The organism is Salirhabdus salicampi (assembly GCF_024259515.1).
Lineage (GTDB): Bacteria > Bacillota > Bacilli > Bacillales > Alkalibacillaceae > Salirhabdus_A > Salirhabdus_A salicampi.
In genome coordinates this window covers 698436-716437 of sequence record NZ_JANBWE010000002.1, presented here as the reverse complement: position 1 = coordinate 716437, position 18002 = coordinate 698436, and the positions used below count along the sequence as shown (strand labels likewise).

The 18002-nt window shown below is 37.7% G+C and carries 20 protein-coding genes; 13 read left to right on the top strand and 7 right to left on the bottom strand.

Going from position 1 to position 18002, the window contains the following annotated elements:
* The first annotated feature begins 92 nt into the window (after nucleotides 1-92).
* From NLW78_RS09775 to NLW78_RS09750, 6 genes are all read left to right on the top strand, one after another.
* Nucleotides 93-710, top strand: coding sequence for a DUF2953 domain-containing protein (locus tag NLW78_RS09775; protein ID WP_254496866.1), 618 nt, complete (start codon nucleotides 93-95; stop codon nucleotides 708-710).
* A gap of 24 nt (nucleotides 711-734) precedes the next feature.
* On the top strand, nucleotides 735-1202 hold the full coding sequence (ytfJ, locus tag NLW78_RS09770) for a GerW family sporulation protein (RefSeq protein ID WP_254496865.1): 468 nt from the start codon (nucleotides 735-737) through the stop codon (nucleotides 1200-1202).
* 68 nt (nucleotides 1203-1270) lie between these two features.
* Entirely contained in the window at nucleotides 1271-1771 is a 501-nt protein-coding gene (tpx, locus tag NLW78_RS09765; protein ID WP_254496863.1) for a thiol peroxidase, read from the top strand.
* 117 nt (nucleotides 1772-1888) lie between these two features.
* The gene (locus tag NLW78_RS09760; RefSeq protein WP_254496861.1) at nucleotides 1889-2875 is read left to right on the top strand and encodes a class I SAM-dependent methyltransferase; all 987 of its coding nucleotides are present in this window, start codon (nucleotides 1889-1891) and stop codon (nucleotides 2873-2875) included.
* A gap of 111 nt (nucleotides 2876-2986) precedes the next feature.
* Nucleotides 2987-4171, top strand: coding sequence for an acetate kinase (locus NLW78_RS09755; protein WP_254496860.1), 1185 nt, complete (start codon nucleotides 2987-2989; stop codon nucleotides 4169-4171).
* A gap of 108 nt (nucleotides 4172-4279) precedes the next feature.
* Nucleotides 4280-5113, top strand: a complete 834-nt coding sequence (locus NLW78_RS09750) for an EcsC family protein (protein ID WP_254496859.1) — start codon at nucleotides 4280-4282, stop codon at nucleotides 5111-5113.
* Here the strand turns inward: NLW78_RS09750 and NLW78_RS09745 are convergent.
* Both NLW78_RS09745 and NLW78_RS09740 read right to left on the bottom strand, forming a co-directional pair.
* On the bottom strand, nucleotides 5103-5417 hold the full coding sequence (locus tag NLW78_RS09745; protein WP_254496857.1) for a hypothetical protein: 315 nt from the start codon (nucleotides 5415-5417) through the stop codon (nucleotides 5103-5105). The genes NLW78_RS09750 and NLW78_RS09745 overlap by 11 nt on opposite strands.
* 16 nt (nucleotides 5418-5433) lie before the next feature.
* Nucleotides 5434-5874: a universal stress protein gene (locus tag NLW78_RS09740; protein ID WP_254496856.1), complete on the bottom strand. Its 441-nt coding sequence runs from the start codon at nucleotides 5872-5874 to the stop codon at nucleotides 5434-5436.
* A 335-nt stretch (nucleotides 5875-6209) separates the two neighbouring features.
* Here NLW78_RS09740 and NLW78_RS09735 point away from each other — a divergent pair, with 335 nt between their 5' ends.
* Nucleotides 6210-6968, top strand: coding sequence for an SDR family oxidoreductase (locus NLW78_RS09735; RefSeq protein ID WP_254496854.1), 759 nt, complete (start codon nucleotides 6210-6212; stop codon nucleotides 6966-6968).
* 171 nt (nucleotides 6969-7139) lie between these two features.
* Nucleotides 7140-8252, top strand: a complete 1113-nt coding sequence (ald, locus tag NLW78_RS09730; protein WP_254496853.1) for an alanine dehydrogenase — start codon at nucleotides 7140-7142, stop codon at nucleotides 8250-8252.
* Between the two features lie 49 nt (nucleotides 8253-8301).
* On the opposite strand, the gene NLW78_RS09725 is transcribed toward ald, so the two are convergent.
* Nucleotides 8302-9396 (bottom strand): M24 family metallopeptidase, encoded by a 1095-nt coding sequence (locus NLW78_RS09725; RefSeq protein ID WP_254496852.1) that lies wholly within the window; start codon nucleotides 9394-9396, stop codon nucleotides 8302-8304.
* Nucleotides 9397-9549: 153 nt separating this feature from the next.
* On the opposite strand from NLW78_RS09725, the gene NLW78_RS09720 reads away from it, so the two are divergent.
* The 3 genes from NLW78_RS09720 (at nucleotide 9550) to NLW78_RS09710 (ending at nucleotide 11947) form a co-directional block, all read left to right on the top strand.
* Nucleotides 9550-10230 carry a metal-dependent hydrolase gene (locus NLW78_RS09720; protein ID WP_254496851.1) on the top strand — a complete coding sequence of 227 codons (681 nt, stop codon included), beginning with the start codon at nucleotides 9550-9552 and terminating at the stop codon, nucleotides 10228-10230.
* A 116-nt stretch (nucleotides 10231-10346) separates the two neighbouring features.
* Nucleotides 10347-10574 carry a hypothetical protein gene (locus NLW78_RS09715; RefSeq protein WP_254496850.1) on the top strand — a complete coding sequence of 76 codons (228 nt, stop codon included), beginning with the start codon at nucleotides 10347-10349 and terminating at the stop codon, nucleotides 10572-10574.
* Nucleotides 10575-10636: 62 nt separating this feature from the next.
* A complete protein-coding gene (locus NLW78_RS09710; protein ID WP_254496849.1) occupies nucleotides 10637-11947 on the top strand; it encodes a DRTGG domain-containing protein in 1311 nt (436 codons plus the stop codon).
* Between the two features lie 46 nt (nucleotides 11948-11993).
* Here the strand turns inward: NLW78_RS09710 and NLW78_RS09705 are convergent, their stop codons facing one another.
* Nucleotides 11994-12293 carry a YtpI family protein gene (locus NLW78_RS09705; RefSeq protein ID WP_254496848.1) on the bottom strand — a complete coding sequence of 100 codons (300 nt, stop codon included), beginning with the start codon at nucleotides 12291-12293 and terminating at the stop codon, nucleotides 11994-11996.
* A gap of 122 nt (nucleotides 12294-12415) precedes the next feature.
* Between NLW78_RS09705 and NLW78_RS09700 the strand changes: the two genes are divergently transcribed.
* The gene (locus tag NLW78_RS09700) at nucleotides 12416-13375 is read left to right on the top strand and encodes a DHH family phosphoesterase (RefSeq protein WP_254496847.1); all 960 of its coding nucleotides are present in this window, start codon (nucleotides 12416-12418) and stop codon (nucleotides 13373-13375) included.
* Between the two features lie 30 nt (nucleotides 13376-13405).
* Here the strand turns inward: NLW78_RS09700 and NLW78_RS09695 are convergent, their stop codons facing one another.
* The 3 genes from NLW78_RS09695 to ytrH all read right to left on the bottom strand — a co-directional run bounded on the left by NLW78_RS09695 (nucleotide 13406) and on the right by ytrH (nucleotide 14483).
* On the bottom strand, nucleotides 13406-13588 hold the full coding sequence (locus tag NLW78_RS09695) for a YtzJ family protein (RefSeq protein WP_254496846.1): 183 nt from the start codon (nucleotides 13586-13588) through the stop codon (nucleotides 13406-13408).
* Between the two features lie 65 nt (nucleotides 13589-13653).
* Nucleotides 13654-14151: a sporulation membrane protein YtrI gene (ytrI, locus tag NLW78_RS09690; RefSeq protein WP_254496845.1), complete on the bottom strand. Its 498-nt coding sequence runs from the start codon at nucleotides 14149-14151 to the stop codon at nucleotides 13654-13656.
* Nucleotides 14151-14483, bottom strand: a complete 333-nt coding sequence (gene ytrH / locus NLW78_RS09685; RefSeq protein ID WP_254496844.1) for a sporulation membrane protein YtrH — start codon at nucleotides 14481-14483, stop codon at nucleotides 14151-14153. Before ytrH ends, ytrI begins: the two co-directional genes overlap by 1 nt.
* Before the next feature lie 124 nt (nucleotides 14484-14607).
* On the opposite strand from ytrH, the gene dnaE reads away from it, so the two are divergent.
* Complete coding sequence (gene dnaE, locus NLW78_RS09680) at nucleotides 14608-17970, top strand: DNA polymerase III subunit alpha (protein ID WP_254496843.1); 3363 nt, start codon at nucleotides 14608-14610, stop codon at nucleotides 17968-17970.
* Nucleotides 17971-18002 lie beyond the last annotated feature (32 nt).

Genomic DNA, 18002 nt, shown 5'->3' with positions numbered 1-18002 from the left:
ATTTAATTTTCCTAAGAAGATTATGAAATTGATTCTAATATTGTTTAAATCCTCTAATGATTGAAAATAATGGGAGAAAAGAGGTGACGCAGTTGGGTACTTTATTGACTGTATCAACGATAGTATTGACAATATTACTTTTTATCATCGTTATAATTTATATTACAAGGCTATATGTCACAATCTTTTATGACAATCATCATCAGGAGAACGTTTTGGAAATTACAATTACCTTTTGGAAATTTATATCCATTCAGAAAACCATTCCCTTAAATATACAAGCAGTAAACGATGAGGAAAAAGACATAGAGCCAAACATGACAGATACATTTTTTCAGTTCGTACGAAAAAAAATAAATAGTTTGAGAGACCTAATTGCAGCCGTACCGTATGTACGACAATTGTTAAAACAATTTTCGATTCACAAACTAAAGTGGGATACTTCCATTGGTAACCAAGATGCTATGTTGACCGGCCTGATTTGTGGGGCTGTTTGGGGGGTAAAAGGCAGTGTAATAGGTTTAATGGGTCAACAGATGAATTTATTGTCAACTCCATACATAAATGTAACCCCACAATACAATAAGAACAATGGTGTTAAATCGTCGTTAGAGTGCATGATATCGTTTAAGGTCGGAAAAACTATTCACACCTTTATACGGCTTTTAAGGTTTATGAAAAGAAGAAAAAGCAAACGAAATAAACATTAACAGATTTGAAAGGAGAAAGATGACATGTCAGACCATCCAATGCAAGGCTTAATGACAACAGCGATGGAAAATATTAAAGAGATGATCGACGTAAATACGATTGTGGGTGATCCAATTGAAACGAAGGATGGTAAAACAGTAATATTACCAGTATCAAAGGTTGGATTTGGGTTTGCTGCAGGAGGTAGTGAGTTTCAAGCACAGCAAAGTAGTGATGATAGTGAGGGTAGTGGACAGCTTCCTTTCGGAGGAGGAAGTGGTGGCGGAGTCTCCATTTCTCCTGTCGCCTTTTTAATTGTTAATGAAAAGGATGTGAAGATGGTCCATTTGGACGAACATACCCACCTTTATGAGCGTATTTTAGATATTGCTCCTCAAGCAGTAGAGAAGATACAAGACTTACTGAAGGATAATAAGAAAGACGGAAAGGGGAAAGACAGTAAAAAGGATGAGAAAGAGAATAACGACGGACCTGCGATTAATCCGTCCTAATGATTAGACAAAACCACCCTCTGCCTTCATAATATTAAATAACCATATAACTAAAGGGGTGGAGGAAATTGGCAAATGTAACATTTAAAGGGGAAAAAGTCACTCTAGTAGGAAACGAGTTACGAGTTGGACAACAAGCACCGAACTTTACAGTATTAGCAAATGACTTATCAGAAGTTACGTTGAAAAACTACGAAGATAGCGTAAAATTAATTAGTGTCATTCCATCTATTGATACTGGTGTCTGTGATGCCCAAACGAGACGTTTTAATGAAGAAGCTAGCGAATTAGACGGAGTTAATGTACTAACGGTAAGCATGGATTTACCCTTTGCTCAACGCCGTTGGTGTGGGGCGAACGGAATTGAAAATGTGGAGACTCTTTCTGATCATCGTAATGCTTCATTCGGTGAGGCCTATGGTGTTTTAATCCAAGAGTTGCGTTTGTTAACACGGGCTGTGTTTGTTGTTGACCGACATAATAAAGTGTCATATGTGGAATATGTAAGTGAGGCAACAAACCACCCAAATTATGAAGCAGCCATACAAGCAGCGAAAGAAGCAAAATAACGGCAAAACCCGGATCCTTCCGGGTTTTTCTTTTTTCAGTTGAATAATTTGGTCCGTTATATTCTTTTTGCTACAATATATAATCGTTAGGAAAATGCTAGAATGGGGGGCATTTTGATGGATCACCAAAATGTTGAAAAGTTATATGAATGGATAGACAATAGTACGAAGATGATTGAAGAACAGTTTCAGTTAACATATTTAGAGAGTATTGTTGAGTTTGGTGAACTCCTTTTACGTGAGGAGTTATCTGAGGATGTTAATGATGACGTGGATGTAAAGGTAAAAAGCCAACTTAATAAAGTTGACATTTCTAAATTCGAAAAAGAAGAAATTCGTAAGGCGTTACAGTTAGCTATTTTAAAAGGAATGAAAGGGTCAACCCAGCAACATCATTTTATAACACCGGATTCTGTTGCGATGTTAATGGGGTATCTTGTCCAAAAAATATATGATAAAGATGAAGAATTACATATTTTTGACCCGGCATGTGGAAGTGGAAACTTGTTGACAGGTGTATTAAATCAATTACCGCATGAAAATGTATTAGCATATGGAAGTGAAGTTGATACAACATTATTGCAATTAGCTTATACGAATGCGAACTTACAGCAGACGAATATACAATTTTTCCATCAAGACAGTTTAAGACCATTTTTACTCGCACCTGTAGATGTGGTTGTATCAGATTTACCTGTCGGGTACTACCCAGATGATGTGCAAGCCCAGTCATATCAATTAAGAGCAAAAGAAGGACACTCTTATGCACATCATCTCTTTATTGAGCAAAGCTTAAATTACATGAAAAAAGGTGCGCATGGGTTATTCTTAGTCCCTAATTTTATGTTTGATAGTGATCAGTCTGATCAACTGCACCAATTTATTCAAGAACACGCACATGTTGTCGGAGTATTACAATTGCCTGAAACAATGTTCAAATCAGAAAAACATGGGAAGAGTATATTTGTTATACAAAAGAAAGGGCCAAATACGAAGCCTCCGAAAAAAGCTTTGCTAGCAAAATTGCCATCTTTCAAGGATATAAAGGCGATGGACAAAGTATTAACAGATATTCATTTATGGTTTGAAAGAGACAGAAAATAAAGAAATTAGCATGAAAACGTCTTCAAGAACTTTCCTTTCTTGAAAAGTGAAAATCCCGGTGTTTAAATGGGAAAGGTAAAGGTGAATAGGAAGACGAGGAGTTGGACAAAAATGGATAAAATATTAGCGATAAATGCTGGTAGTTCCTCTTTAAAATTTCAATTAATTGAAATGCCTGAGGAAACAGTTGTAACAAAAGGGATATTTGAACGTATCGGTTTACCTGATTCAATTTTCACAATTGAAGTGAATGATGAGAAGATAAAGGAAACCAAAGATATTGCTGACCATGGGGAAGCAGTTCAAATTCTTTTAAATAGCTTACTTAGTACTGGGGTTATTCAATCTTATAATGAAATTGGTGGAATTGGTCACCGTGTAGTACACGGAGGGGAACGCTTCAGTGACTCAGTACTCATTACTCCTGAAGTAATTCAAGAGATTGAAGAAGTTTCTGAACTTGCACCATTGCACAACCCTGCTAACTTGGTTGGAATTCGTGCCTTCCAAGACATATTACCAAATACTCCGGCCGTTGCTGTCTTTGATACAGCATTTCACCAAACGATGCCAGAGAAATCTTATTTATACAGCTTACCATATGAATACTATAAGGATTATGGAATTCGTAAATACGGTTTCCATGGAACTTCCCATAAGTATGTGTCACAGCGAGCGTCTGAGTTGCTCGAAATTCCATTAGATAAACTGCGGCTTATTTCGTGTCACCTTGGAAATGGAGCCAGTATTGCAGCAATTGATGGAGGAAAATCGATTGATACTTCAATGGGATTTACACCACTAGCCGGTGTTACTATGGGAACCCGTTCTGGTAACATTGATCCTGCTTTAATACCGTACATCATGGAAAAAACAGGAAAAACTGCTAACGAAGTTTTAGACGTATTAAATAAAGAAAGTGGAATGTTAGCACTATCCGGTTTCTCTAGTGATTTACGTGATATTGAGCAAGAGGCAGAACAAGGAAAAGAAAGAGCTCAACTTGCACTTCAAGTATTTGCTGGCAGAATCCACAAATACATTGGTTCATATGCAGCCCGAATGTCCGGGGTTGATGCTATTATTTTCACAGCTGGAGTTGGTGAAAATAGTCAATCAATTCGAGAGCGTGTTTTAAAAGGTCTAGAATTTATGGGCGTATATTGGGATCCAGCATTGAACAAGACTAGAGGAAAAGAAGCGTTTATTAACTACCCACATTCACCTGTTAAAGTAATGGTCATTCCGACTAATGAGGAAGTTATGATTGCTCGGGATACAATGCGTCTTATATAAGCAAAAGGGAAAACTCCTGTTTGACAGGGGTTTTCTTTTTTTCTCCAAGTTTTACAATAGATATTTTTTCATGTACCTCCATACATTTAATAAAGGGGAGGGAGACATGTGAGTGAGAAACATATTTTATCTGAATTAACCGAATGGGAAAAGAAATTAAAGGGATGTGATCTACATGATGATTGGAATGGAGAACGAATTCATCAATGGATCGAGTCTCATTTTCATAAATTAGACCGGAAATCAAATGGAAGCTTAGTCCATGTATTTGATGATATCTTAGTTTATACGTATACAATTTTAGAAAATCTTACAATGTCAAAACGAAATCAGCAACAAATTTTGAATTACGGCAGAATTTTTAATACCTCCTTAGATTCCATCGAAGATATGAAGTATTTAACCATTGACCAACGAACATATATTGCCTCCGAGCAAATGAAGAAAGCGAAATTGGTCGCAATAACACAAGGAGGATTAACGGGAATCGGAAATCTGATGTCAATAGGAGTAGATGTTCCTGTTTCTTTTTTGCATAATTTACGTGCTATACAACAAATTGGTCTTTCGTTTGGTTATGAAATGAATAAGTTGAATGAAATGATGTACTGCTTACTAGTATTCCAAGTAGCATCTTTACCTACAAGTGTACGTAGGAAAGGATGGGAAATGATAAAAAGGGATTTTAAAAGGGGTGGAATATTTTTAAAAGAGGATTTTTCCTCAATGCCGAAAGATTATTGGATGAGAAATCAACTCCAATTCATTATAAAACTTATACTCATGTTTTTAGATCGTCAAAACAGAAGCTGCAAGTGGTCCCCGGTCCGGATTAGTGTAGGAGCTTTCATGAATTATCAACTTACCAGTTTTATTACAGAATTCGGGTTGAAATGTTATCAATATCGATATCTTTATGATAAAGGGTATATTAATGATTAACGTACTGAGAGACCGTTACTTGTTTACGAAACCATATCCATAATTCATTTATGATAGAGGCAAGGTCGCAAATATCGTCGTTCAATGCACAAGAGGCCTCGAAATTTTCTTCCTCCCGTAAAGCTGCTTGTTTTTGATTGATCATATATTCAAGTTCACGAATGCGATCTGGTATTTGCCCACGTATCGTTTCCCATTGTTGTAAAATGATTTCCTGTTCGTTTCGACTATACATGCTCCATTTCTTATCAAGTTTCGGAACATATATTTTAAGTCGTGGGTGATAGGTAAAATGTTGATCCATAAAAAAACCTCCGGTTTCAACTCGGTCGAACAACTAATACATCAACTTTTGCATTACGTACAATATGCTCGGATACACTACCTAAAAAGAGTCTTTTAATTGGATTTAAACCAGTTGCACCACATACAATGACATCAGCTTTATGACGTGGGGCAACTACTTTTGAAATTTTCACATTTGGTGAACCGTAATCTAAATTTAGGATAACATTTTGTACGCCTGCTTCCAATGCTTGTTGCTTAAAGTTTGTTAATAAAGTATTCGCATATTCTTCAATGCGTAAAACAGTACTATGGTTATAACTCTCCATCGCAGAAAAAGCACTATAATCTATAACGTGGGAGATAATTAATGTTCCATTGTTATGCTTTGTAATCTCGACTGCTTTTCGAAAGGCGTGACGTGAAGCCTCTGAACCATCAATAGCTAATAAAACTGTTTTATACTCAACCCCCATATCCTAATACCTCCTTTTACTATTCATTATATTACGGGCTAGCCTAATTGGGAAAATGTTCTTTTAAATTTTTTCGAAAATTTTGACATTATAATGAAGAGGGGGTGAATGTTGTGGATAAAAGAAAAAATAAAGAGGAAAAAAAAGTAGATGTAATAACGGCGCAAATTCAAGATAGCTATGAATCAAAAGGTTACGAGGTTCGATTAAATGATAAGAAAAGGAGATAAGAACCCTAAGAAAAGGGTTCTTTTTTTGGTTTTCCTCTATGTACGTGGTAAAATCAAGGGGATGAAGAGGAGCCTCAATTATGTGTAATAACTGGGGGAATGAAAATGAGACACGCACTCATTACCGCTGGGACAAAGGGTTTAGGACGAATGGTCACGAAACAGTTACTGGAAGATGGATATTCTGTAACAGCTACTTACCGAAGTGATCGGCATGCAGCAGAGCAATTAGCTAAAGAATTATCCGATTATGAGGAACATCTACATATTGTACAAGCGGATATGACAAACAAGGAAGATTTATATCGCCTTGTAGTTGAAACAAAGAGTGAATATCAACGCATTGATGCTCTCATTTTGAACGCCGGACCGTACATTTTTGAACGTAAAAAATTAATTGATTATACGGATACGGAATGGAGCGAAATGATAACAGGCAACTTATCTTCAACGTTCTATTTACTAAAAGAAGTATTGCCTATGATGAGAGAGCAACGTTATGGCCGCATTGTTACATACGGATTCCAGGGTGCGGATGATGCCCCAGGTTGGAAGTTTCGTTCTGCTTTTGCTGCTGCAAAAACAGGGCTCGTTTCGTTAACAAAAACGGTATCAATTGAAGAAGCGGAAAACGGGATAACTGCGAATATGGTATGTCCTGGCATCATTGCCGGTGAGATGAAAGAGGCAACGATAATTGAAGGGAAAAGACAAAAGGACGAACACACTCCTATAGGTCGCTCGGGAACAGGGGAAGATATAGCCCGTACGGTCGCTTTTTTATGTGATGAGAACTCCGATATGATAACAGGAGCTGTAATTGAAGTTACTGGGGGAGTTGACGTCATTAACCGTTATCGGTAAAGATAAGTAATAGATGCAAAGAAATGGTAAATTTGGTAGAATGAAAAGGCTTTCACGTGAAGTTATAAGAAATAATGTGAAGTACTTTCCTTTTATCATAAACTCATGGTATATTTGATTCGTTTCGAATCCGTTATTTACATAAATGAAGTAATAAGGAGGTCATATGAAATGAATATTGGAGTTCCTAAAGAAATAAAAAATCATGAAAATCGTGTCGCCTTGACGCCTGCTGGCGTTATTTCATTAAAAGAGACTGGGCACGATGTGTACATTGAAACAGGTGCTGGTCTCGGGTCAGGATTTACGGATGAGCAATATTTAGAGGCAGGGGCACATATCGTACCTACTGCTCAAGAGGCTTGGAATCAACAAATGGTTATGAAGGTAAAAGAACCTTTAAAAGAGGAATATGATTACTTTTATGAAGGGTTAATTTTATTTACATACTTACATTTAGCGGCCGAGCCGGAGTTAACGAAAGCGTTAATTGAGAAAAAGGTCATAGGGATTGCATATGAAACGGTCCAATTACATAACGGTTCCCTACCACTCCTAACTCCGATGAGTGAAGTTGCAGGTCGAATGGCTTCTCAAATTGGAGCACAATTTCTTGAAAAATCAAAGGGTGGTAAGGGAGTTCTTCTTAGTGGAATCCCGGGTGTGAAACGAGGAAAAGTAACCATTATTGGCGGTGGAGTAGTCGGTACAAACGCGGCCAAAATTGCAATGGGATTAGGTGCAGATGTCACAATCGTTGACTTGAGCCCAGACCGCCTTCGTGAGTTAGATGACATTTTTGGTTCTTCTATCAACACATTAATGTCAAATCCGTTAAACATTGCGGAAGCTGTTCAAGAGTCTGACTTAGTGATAGGAGCCGTATTAATACCTGGTGCAAAGGCTCCGAAGCTGATTACTGAAGAGATGGTAAAATCAATGCCTGAAGGCTCTGTAATTGTTGACGTAGCAATTGATCAAGGTGGTATTGTTGCAACATCTGATCGAATTACAACACATGATAATCCAACATATGAAAAGTACGGTGTGTTGCACTATGCGGTGGCAAACATGCCAGGGGCAGTACCAAGAACATCCACCATTGGATTAACAAACGTTACAGTACCTTATGCCATTCAGTTAGCGAATAAAGGTTATCAGCAGGCATGCCTTGACAATAAGTCGTTGAAAAAAGGAATTAACACGTTAAACGGCTATGTTACATATGAGGCAGTAGCAGAGGCACATGGTTTAGAGTATAAAAATGTAGATCAAATTTTATAATCGAGTCTCAATAAAAAGCATGTGATTGAAATTCAATCACATGCTTTGTTTATGAACCAATAATTTGTAGTTGTTTCGGAAATTGTGTCAGCAGTTCTGGGCCCTTTTTCGTCATGAAAATGTCGTCCTCAATTCGAACACCACCAACATTCGGAACGTAAATACCTGGTTCAATGGTAAAACACATTCCTTCCTCCAACGGTAACGTGTTTTCGCTGTTCATGGATGGATACTCATGAACATCAATTCCGAGACCATGTCCTATACGATGAGTAAAGTAATCCCCATACCCATGCTCGGTAATAACTGCTCTAGCAGTCTGATCGAGTTGACCAATTGGTTTACCAATTTCAATTGCTTCAATTGCCGTTTGTTGTGCTTTTAAAGCAACGTTATACATTTCTTTCTGTTGTTCTGTCATCTTTTTATAACCAAAAGTCCTCGTAATATCAGAACAATAGCCTTCAAATACAACTCCGAGGTCAAACAAGACGAAATCCCCAGCTTTAATTTTTGTTTGGCTAGGTGTTCCGTGTGGGGAAGAAGTTTTATTCCCTGTTAATACGAGGGTGGAAAATGACATATCCCGCACGCCTTCCCGTTTTAAGGCATATTCGATATGGGCGATAATCTCTAACTCTGATTTCCCCTCTTCTATTGCTTCAATTCCTTTTTGAACACCAAAATCAGCAAGAGCAGCTGCATCTTTCAACAGTTGATATTCTGATTGGTCCTTAATGACTCTTAATTGATGTAGCAATGGTTGACAATCTTGTATCTTACTGCGAGGGAATACGCTTTGGATTGATTCATATCTAGTTAATGTTAAATGATCAGATTCCACACCGATGTTGTCAGGAACGCTTCCTGCAACATACTGCTTAAACTTTTTAAAGGGTTCGGTTTGGTCATCATAAGCTAATATAGCTTCAGACCAGCCGCTATCCATGGCATCCTTTTTTTCCATTTCGGGTAGGATTAAAAGCGGCTTTCCCTCTTTATCTATGTATAGAGCAACTAATCTTTCGTGAGGCTCAGTATAATATCCTGTTAAATAATATATATTTGCCTTTGATGTGATGAAAGCACTACTTAGCTGGGCTTGGTTCATTGTGTTCATTAAATGCTGAATGCGATTCTCCATAGATCCCCCTCCTTTTGTAAAAACTTTATCACAATTATGTAAAAAACGAAAAGAAAGATATTCACTATATAACGTAAATTTTCAAATGAAAAAGGGATAATGGATAAAGTAGTGAATATTATGTGTAGATGAAAAAAGAAAGGAGAGAAGAATATGAATATTTCTTATCACGGTCATTCCATTGTTAAAATAATTACAAACGGAAAGACCATCTTATTTGACCCTTTTATTTCAGGGAATGGACTTACTGATTTAAAAGTTCAAGATGTTCAAGCTGATGTCATCGTATTAACCCACGGTCATAACGACCATGTTGGTGATACAGAGGAAATTGCAAAGCGAAACAATGCTTTAGTTGTTGCACCGGTAGAGTTAGCTACATACTTAGGTTCGAAAGGATTGGATACACATCCTCTTAATCTTGGGGGGAGCTATTCATTTGATTTTGGAAGGGTCAAGTTAACAAAGGCCTTCCATAGCTCCAGTTATACAGATGAAAATAACAATACGATATATACAGGTATGCCGGCTGGAGCTTTGCTGATGGCTGCAGGAAAAACAGTCTATCATGCTGGGGACACAGGACTATTTTCAGATATGAAAATGATTGGGGAACTGCATGATATTGATGTAGCCTTTCTGCCAATAGGTGATAATTTTACAATGGGACCCGATGATGCTGTGTTGGCAGCAGAATGGCTACGGGCAAAAACAGTAATTCCAATTCATTACAATACGTTCCCGGTTATTGAACAAGATCCACATGATTTTGTTCAGAAGGTAAGGAGTGGCCGAGGGAAGGTACTACACCCTGGGGATGAAATCGAACTATAATCTCCTGCTCATATAATACTAGTAGCCGTATCAAGTAAGAGAAATTGATACGGCTTTTTCTCATTTGTAGAAATGGACACGCATACAATATAGCAAATACGTAAGGAGGAATAGATATGAATCGAAATGCATTATTAAGGTTATTATTTTCCTTATATTTGCTATATTTAGCATTACCAGCGATGCAGAACACTACCGGAAATGTATCATCCTTGTTTTGGGGTTGTTGGTTACTCTTTTTTCTATGTGTGGCCGGTGGAAACTTATGGGATCTACTAATGACCGAAGGTGAGCGCAAGAAGCAAGAAAAGGTAAGAAAAAGAATTTTTGCAAAACAAAATTGAACCTGCGTCTTCTCATCGTTATAATACACATATGACTAGGATGGAAAGTTTGGTGAATTCCCTTGGCAACAAAACATGAACAAATTTTACAACATATTGAATCATTAAGTATTGGTAGCAAAATATCTGTTCGCCAAATTGCAAAAGCATTACAAGTTAGTGAGGGTACAGCTTATCGTGCTATCAAAGAGGCTGAAAACATCGGATTAGTAAGCACCATTGAACGTGTTGGCACAATTCGGATTGAGAGGAAAAAGCGTGAAAACATCGAACGTCTTACTTATGCTGAGATTGTTAATATTGTTGACGGTCATGTATTAGGCGGCCGGGAAGGTTTATATAAAACATTAAATAAATTTGTCATTGGTGCTATGCAGTTAGAGGCGATGATGAGGTATACAGAGGCAGGGTCGCTGCTGATCGTGGGAAACCGTACTAAAGCCCAACAATTAGCATTAGAGGCAGGAGCTGCTGTGTTAATTACAGGTGGTTTTGATACAGATGAGCATGTACGTCAGTTGGCAGATAAAAAACAACTACCCATCATTTCATCTAGCTATGATACGTTTACAGTAGCTGCCATGATAAACCGTGCTATTTACGATCAATTAATTAAAAAGGAAATCATAATTGTTGATGATATATTTACACCGCTAGACCAATCTTTTTACTTACATATTGAAGAAACCGTGAAACAGTGGCACGAACTAAATAAAAAGACGAGTCATAGCCGGTACCCGGTTGTTGATGACCAACAAAGGGTGGTTGGCATGGTTACATCAAAAGATGTGATCGACAAAGGTCAATCACTTCCTATCCATAAAGTCATGACGAAAAACCCTGTTACCGTCCAAACCAAAACGTCTTTGGCTAATGTAGCCCATACGATGGTTTGGGAAGGTATTGAACTTGTACCAGTTGTTGACCACCAACAACGTTTTAAAGGCGTTATTACGAGACAGGATGTTATAAAAGGAATGCAACATTTACAACGACAACCACAAGTTGGAGAGACGATAGATGACATCGTTTCTAATCAGTTGGAGGTTTATGATGATACGGATCAGTTCATCTATCAGTCGGAAGTAACACCACAGATGACCAACCATCTTGGTGCTCTTTCTTATGGCGTATTTACATCCTTTGTAACAGAATCAGCTAGACGCTTACTAAAAGGATATAAAAAGGGTGACCTCGTTGTCGAAAACTTATCGATCTACTATATGAAACCAGTTCAATTAGGAAGCACACTCCTCATGAAACCGAAAGTGTTAGAGATTGGCCGTAAATTTGCGAAAGTGGATGTGGAAGTCTTCTCTGATGATTTATTAGTAGGAAAAGCATTAGTAATGGCCCAGTTTATTGACCGCTAAGACGAAACGCCCCTATGTTACAGCTTTTGTAACATCAGGGGCGCCCTTATTCCTCTTGTTTCATCTGTTGTACAATTTCGTTTCGGTAAAAAGAAAACAGCTTATACCCGTAGTGAATTTGAATAGCACCTAGAAAAAGGAACACAATACCAATGTATAAAGATAATTTTGTTTGGTAAAACAAATATTGATTCATCGCAAAGAAGAAAATAAACATTCCTAATGCGATTCTAGCTTTGGCGTTCGTGTAGTGCATCATCAGTTGATCTTTCAATGTTAAAATCTTCACTTTGAAAAATATATACATGACAATTGATAATACAACAATGAGTACAAAAATAAACATGTAATCGACTCCTGTTTGTGATAGTTGCGAGTCTATTTTACCTGTTTCCTTAAAATTTTGCTACCGTTTTCCGGTATGGTATGGTTATGTAAAGTGATAATAAAAGAGAGGTAGTCAATCAAATGAGCAAAAAAGAGATACTTTCCTTAATTCAGCAATATTCAACAATTATCATTCATCGACACGTACGACCTGACCCCGATGCTTATGGTTCACAAGGTGGTTTAGGTGAGATGATTAAACAATCCTTCCCTGATAAGAAGGTGTTGTTAGCAGGTGAAGAGGATTCGTCCTTGACCTTTTTAAATACATTAGACCACATTGACGATGATACATACGATGATGCACTCGTCATTGTATGTGACACAGCAAATGAGGCTCGGGTATGTGATCAACGTTATACAAAAGGAAAGGCATTAGTGAAAATTGACCATCACCCAAACTTAGACCCCTACGGTGATGTGATGTGGGTAGATACAGAAGCATCTTCCACAAGTGAAATGATATATGAACTTTTTCTAGCGGGAAAAGAGGAAGGATTTCAGTTGAATGAAAAAGCTGCAAGGCTAATATATGCAGGGATTGTCGGAGATACAGGTCGCTTTTTATTCCCAAGTACGACGGAGAAAACATTTCGATATGCCTCAGAATTAGTTGCATATGAATTTGACCGGCCGGAATTATACCGCCACTTATATAACACAGAACATCATATTGCTCACTTAAAAGGATACATACTACAAAATTTTTCCGTCTCAAAATCAGGGTTAAGTACTGTGAAAATTACGAAAACCATTATGGACCAATATGGAATCCAACCGGATGAAACGTCGCAATTAGTAGGAGTTCTAGGTGATATTGAAGGCATTGTTACCTGGGCATTCTTTATTGAAGAAGAAGACTTAATTCGGGTTCGGTTACGCTCGAAGGGGCCGGTTATTAATGATATTGCCGCGAAATATAATGGAGGAGGCCACCCATTGGCTTCTGGTGCATCCGTATCGAATTGGGAAGAAGTTGAGCCAATTATTGAGGATTTAGAAACGGTATGTAAGCAGTATCAACTTGAACAGAATAAATAAAACAAAAGTCTGGATTATCCAGACTTTTTTCTATTTATCCGGAATAAACCAACAACCGAAATCTGTTTGGTCAACGTAAACGTTTAATTCATTTTGTGTCACTTTGCGTTCTAACAATCTAATTACTTCCGTCGATTCGGCAAAGGCTGAATGTCCATTAAATAATTGATTCATCTTTTCATCAATTAATAGTTTGCAATCCAATCCAAACATATCATCACCCTTTCTTACCTATTTTACCTATTATATCCGAACAGATCTTTTTTTATGTCGATGAATTAACGTTTTGTTATGTGTAATTCTACAGAAACTAACATTTTAGGGGCGATGGTTAAGTGGGTAATCTTCGCTTTGTATGAGGTGTTTTCTACATGGAACATTTTATTTTCTATGCTTGAGAAAATAAGTGAGCGATTCTCTGATAACGATTCGATTTTACTTCCAATTAATGGTCTGAGTTCCTCTTCGACTAACTCTTTTAATTGGAGGGAAACAAAGCGATCGATTCGAAGTGCTTGTTCGTTTACCAACTCTACATTTACTTCTTGAACGAGTAACACTTCACGGTCATGCTTTTCATCCTCTTGGCGATCATTCTCTAAGACTTCTTCTAAAGAGTTTACTTTCGCACGTAACTCAAGGTTTTCTTCAATCCACCGTTCAGTTAAACTTCCGTACATATATAGAAATAAAATGTAAGCAATTACCCCACCTGTCAGTACCCCTATAAAAAATAATTGAAATGACCTTTCCTTATAATATGGGGGAAAATTCATTATGTGATTTCCTCCTGTACAAACCATTCTAAACATAGGAGAGCTGTTTTCGCCCCGGCCATGGCAGATAAAATGAGTAAAAGTTGTTTAATTAAATCAATGGTAGAGCCTTCAAAAAAGCCCTTTTCAAAACTGTATATTGCATCAAAAGTACCACCAATAGCGGCAATAATTGCCCAAATCCTTAGCCTTCTACCGATATGAATAATAGATGTTAGTGGCGGTTCGCCAACAATAAAATTTCCTAAACTGCCAATTAAAGAACCGCCAGCTAACACACCGAAGGCGATAAAATAACATTGGATAAAGGTTGTAATAAATCGTTCTTCCATAGGCTTCATCCTCCTAGTTTAAGTTTATGGGGGGAGGTGGACATGTATGATAAGGGTTCTACGTTTAAGGGGGGAATAAATTAAGATATAATGGAGGTACATTGGAATAAAAGGCGTGGTGAAAATGGGGTATATACATTTACAAGTACATAGTGGATTTACGTTTATGGAAAGTACGTTAACAATTGAGAAGCTTGTTAAAGGAGCAAAGGAGAAAGGATACGATACCATTGCGATAACTGATCGAAATGTTTTACATGGAGCGGTGCAATTTTATCAACAGTGTAAAGCAGAAGGAATCACACCAATTATCGGAATGGAAACATCTATCACCTTTCCATTTCGTACGGAACCCATTCATTTCATTTTCCTGGCAAAGTCCAATCGTGGTTACGAACAACTTTTGAAATTATCTACGCTAATTCAAATGTCAGATACTAAAACAACAGCTGTAGAAAAAGCACAGTTATACATAGATGACGTTGTCACAATATTACCCGCCTCCCAATTTTTTCAGGGTGAAGGTACAGGACAAGCATTTGATCAAGTTATAAATTCCATAACTCAACACATGCCTACAGAAACATTGTACCTGGGTATTCAAGAACACGGACATGATTATGAAATAATAGCAAACGAACAGGCAAATGCTTATGTAACTGAACAACAACATGCGGAACTAGTTGCCCTTCACGATGTAAGGTACTTACAAGAAGAGGATGAGGCAGCGTACGATTGTTTGCGGTCGATTAAAGAAGGACGTTTTTGGTCAAAAGATCGGTTGCGCCCTGATTCCAGGAACAGATCACTTCTATCCGAAGGGGAGATGGAACGGAAATTTCAAGCATATCCTGGAGCAGTTCAGAATACGATGGACATTGCCGCAATGTGTTCGAATTTATCACTTAAACTAGGGCAACATTTGTTACCGAAATTTCCAACACCACCGAACTACACGTCAGAGCAATATTTAACACAACTTTGCGAAGAACGATTAAAAGAGAAATATGTAGATAACATTGAGATTGCAAAAGAACGTCTACGACATGAGTTACGTGTAATTAACGGAAAAGAATTTAGTGACTATTTCCTCATCGTGTGGGATTTTATGAAGTATGCCAAGCAGGAAAATATTATGACAGGTCCTGGGCGAGGTTCTGCAGCCGGTTCACTAGTAGCATATTTATTAGATATCACAGAAGTGGATCCAATTGAATATGACTTACTTTTTGAGCGGTTTTTAAACCCAGAACGGATGAGCATGCCTGATATTGATATTGATTTTTCAGATCATCGTCGAGATGAAGTGATTCAATACGTTCTGCAAAAATATGGTGATAATCGGGTTGCCCAAATTGTTACTTTTGGAACCTTTGCACCGCGCTCCTTACTAAGAGAATTAATGAAGACAATGGGGATAGATAAACATGATGAACAATATTTGTTAAAAGAAATTTCACCTCAAGTACCATCCCTTAGAGAAACAGTCAAAGGTTCAGATACGTTACGCCAATACATCTCAAATTCAGAGAGCTTAAAAACGTTATTTAAAGTTGGGGTGAAATTGGAAGGTTTACCGCGACATCATTCTACACATGCTGCTGGTGTTGTGATTAGTGACCGTCCGTTATATCAATACGTTCCCTTAATGTCCGGGCATCATGGTGTAGCGTTAACTCAGTACCCAATGAACGACCTTGAGCAAATCGGGTTATTAAAAATGGATTTTTTAGGTTTGCGTAATTTATCCCTTATGGAACAAATTGTAAAGCGGGTACAAAAATTTGAAGATAACCAGTTTTCGTTAAAACATATATCACTTCACGATCCACTTGCGTATCGTCTATTACAAAAAGGAAAAACAACAGGTATTTTTCAACTCGAGTCTTCAGGTATGAAAAAAGTACTTACACAGCTGAAGCCCGAACATATAGAAGATGTAGTGGCGGTCAATGCTTTATACCGACCAGGTCCTATGGAATATATACCGACATTTATTAAACGAAAGCACGGAGAAGAAACGGTCACATATCCCCACCCCGATTTAAAGCCGATCTTAAAGCGAACGTATGGTGTTTTAATCTATCAAGAACAAATTATGCAAATCGCAAATCGTATTGGAGATTATTCGTTGGGGGAGGCGGATATTTTAAGACGAGCCGTAAGTAAAAAACAAAAAGATGTATTAACGAAAGAAAGAGAGAAATTTGTTCAAAAATGTATGGCAAACGGATATGACCAACAAGTGGCAGAAAAGATCTACGATTGGATTGTCCGCTTTGCCAACTATGGATTTAATCGGAGTCATGCTGTCGCCTATAGTTTGATTTCCTATCAACTAGCCTACTTGAAGGCACATTACCCAGCTTACTTTTTCGCAGAACTATTAAGCTCAGTTTCGCATAATCAGGAAAAGCTACGTGAATACGTGAAAGAAGCGAAAGATTTCCGATTAAAAATTTTGTCTCCCTCCATTAACCATAGTTATAGCAAGTTTACTGTAGAGGGGAAGCAAAACTTACGTATGTCTCTTCTCGTCATTAAAGGAGTTGGGAAGCAAGCAGTAGATGCCATTGTTGCTGCACGTGGAAACAAGCCGTTTCGGAACCTCTTTGACTTCTGTCAGCGAGTTCCATTGAAAACGGTCAACCGCTCTGTATTGGAGTCCCTTATTTTAGCGGGTGCATTTGATGAGACGTATGACAATAGAGCTTCCTTATTAGCGTCATTAGATCAAGCTTTAGAACAAGGGGAGTTATTTGGCGGATTTTCTGCACAGGAAACGTTATTTGGCGACCAATTCACATTAGATTCTACGTATACTGAAACAGAGCCCTTTTCTACTTTTCATAAATTAGCCCTGGAAAAAGACATGGTAGGGATGTATTTATCAAGTCACCCTCTAGCTACTTACCGTAAGCAACTTAGGAGAAGGGGGATTGTTTCGATCCGTTCGATGCTAGACGACCATATTGGCAATAATGTAAGTGGGGTGGCTGTCTTACAAAATATGAGAGTTATACGTACAAAACGAGGCGATCAAATGGCTTTTGTTACATTTGTGGATGAATCAGACGAAATTGATGGTGTAATCTTTCCGGATCTATATCGGACGTTAAATCGCTGGATCAAAGAAGAACTCATTGTTTTTGTCAAAGGGAAAGTAGACTTACGTAATGGGGAACCACAATGGGTTGTGCAGCATATGGAAACTTTTGATCTTGAAAATGAACAAGAGGTAACGACTAAGGAAAAATTGTTTATCAGATTATATGATCGGGATGAAAAACATCAATTAACGAAAATTAAAAAGATTGCCGATAAGTATCCGGGGGAAGTACCGGTAATCGTATACTCATCGAGGCGCAAGGAAACATATCAATTATCTGAACAATTTTATATAAAACCAGTACGAGATTGTTTACATGCTTTAAAAGATATTTTTGGTGAAGGAAACGTTGCTTTAAAGCGAAGTGATAGGGCATAATGATACATTACCAATTTTCCTTTACACCTATA

Coding starts and splice junctions, on each gene's coding strand:
- NLW78_RS09695 (WP_254496846.1), bottom strand. CDS start 13,588: ATGTTTGGATTGGATTGCAAACTATTAATTGATGAAAAGATGAATCAA.
- ald (WP_254496853.1), top strand. CDS start 7,140: ATGAATATTGGAGTTCCTAAAGAAATAAAAAATCATGAAAATCGTGTC.
- NLW78_RS09725 (WP_254496852.1), bottom strand. CDS start 9,396: ATGGAGAATCGCATTCAGCATTTAATGAACACAATGAACCAAGCCCAG.
- NLW78_RS09740 (WP_254496856.1), bottom strand. CDS start 5,874: ATGGGGGTTGAGTATAAAACAGTTTTATTAGCTATTGATGGTTCAGAG.
- NLW78_RS09745 (WP_254496857.1), bottom strand. CDS start 5,417: ATGGATCAACATTTTACCTATCACCCACGACTTAAAATATATGTTCCG.
- ytrH (WP_254496844.1), bottom strand. CDS start 14,483: ATGGAAGAACGATTTATTACAACCTTTATCCAATGTTATTTTATCGCC.
- NLW78_RS09760 (WP_254496861.1), top strand. CDS start 1,889: ATGGATCACCAAAATGTTGAAAAGTTATATGAATGGATAGACAATAGT.
- NLW78_RS09735 (WP_254496854.1), top strand. CDS start 6,210: ATGAGACACGCACTCATTACCGCTGGGACAAAGGGTTTAGGACGAATG.
- NLW78_RS09715 (WP_254496850.1), top strand. CDS start 10,347: ATGAATCGAAATGCATTATTAAGGTTATTATTTTCCTTATATTTGCTA.
- dnaE (WP_254496843.1), top strand. CDS start 14,608: ATGGGGTATATACATTTACAAGTACATAGTGGATTTACGTTTATGGAA.
- NLW78_RS09700 (WP_254496847.1), top strand. CDS start 12,416: ATGAGCAAAAAAGAGATACTTTCCTTAATTCAGCAATATTCAACAATT.
- ytrI (WP_254496845.1), bottom strand. CDS start 14,151: ATGAATTTTCCCCCATATTATAAGGAAAGGTCATTTCAATTATTTTTT.
- NLW78_RS09720 (WP_254496851.1), top strand. CDS start 9,550: ATGAATATTTCTTATCACGGTCATTCCATTGTTAAAATAATTACAAAC.
- NLW78_RS09705 (WP_254496848.1), bottom strand. CDS start 12,293: ATGTTTATTTTTGTACTCATTGTTGTATTATCAATTGTCATGTATATA.
- NLW78_RS09755 (WP_254496860.1), top strand. CDS start 2,987: ATGGATAAAATATTAGCGATAAATGCTGGTAGTTCCTCTTTAAAATTT.
- ytfJ (WP_254496865.1), top strand. CDS start 735: ATGTCAGACCATCCAATGCAAGGCTTAATGACAACAGCGATGGAAAAT.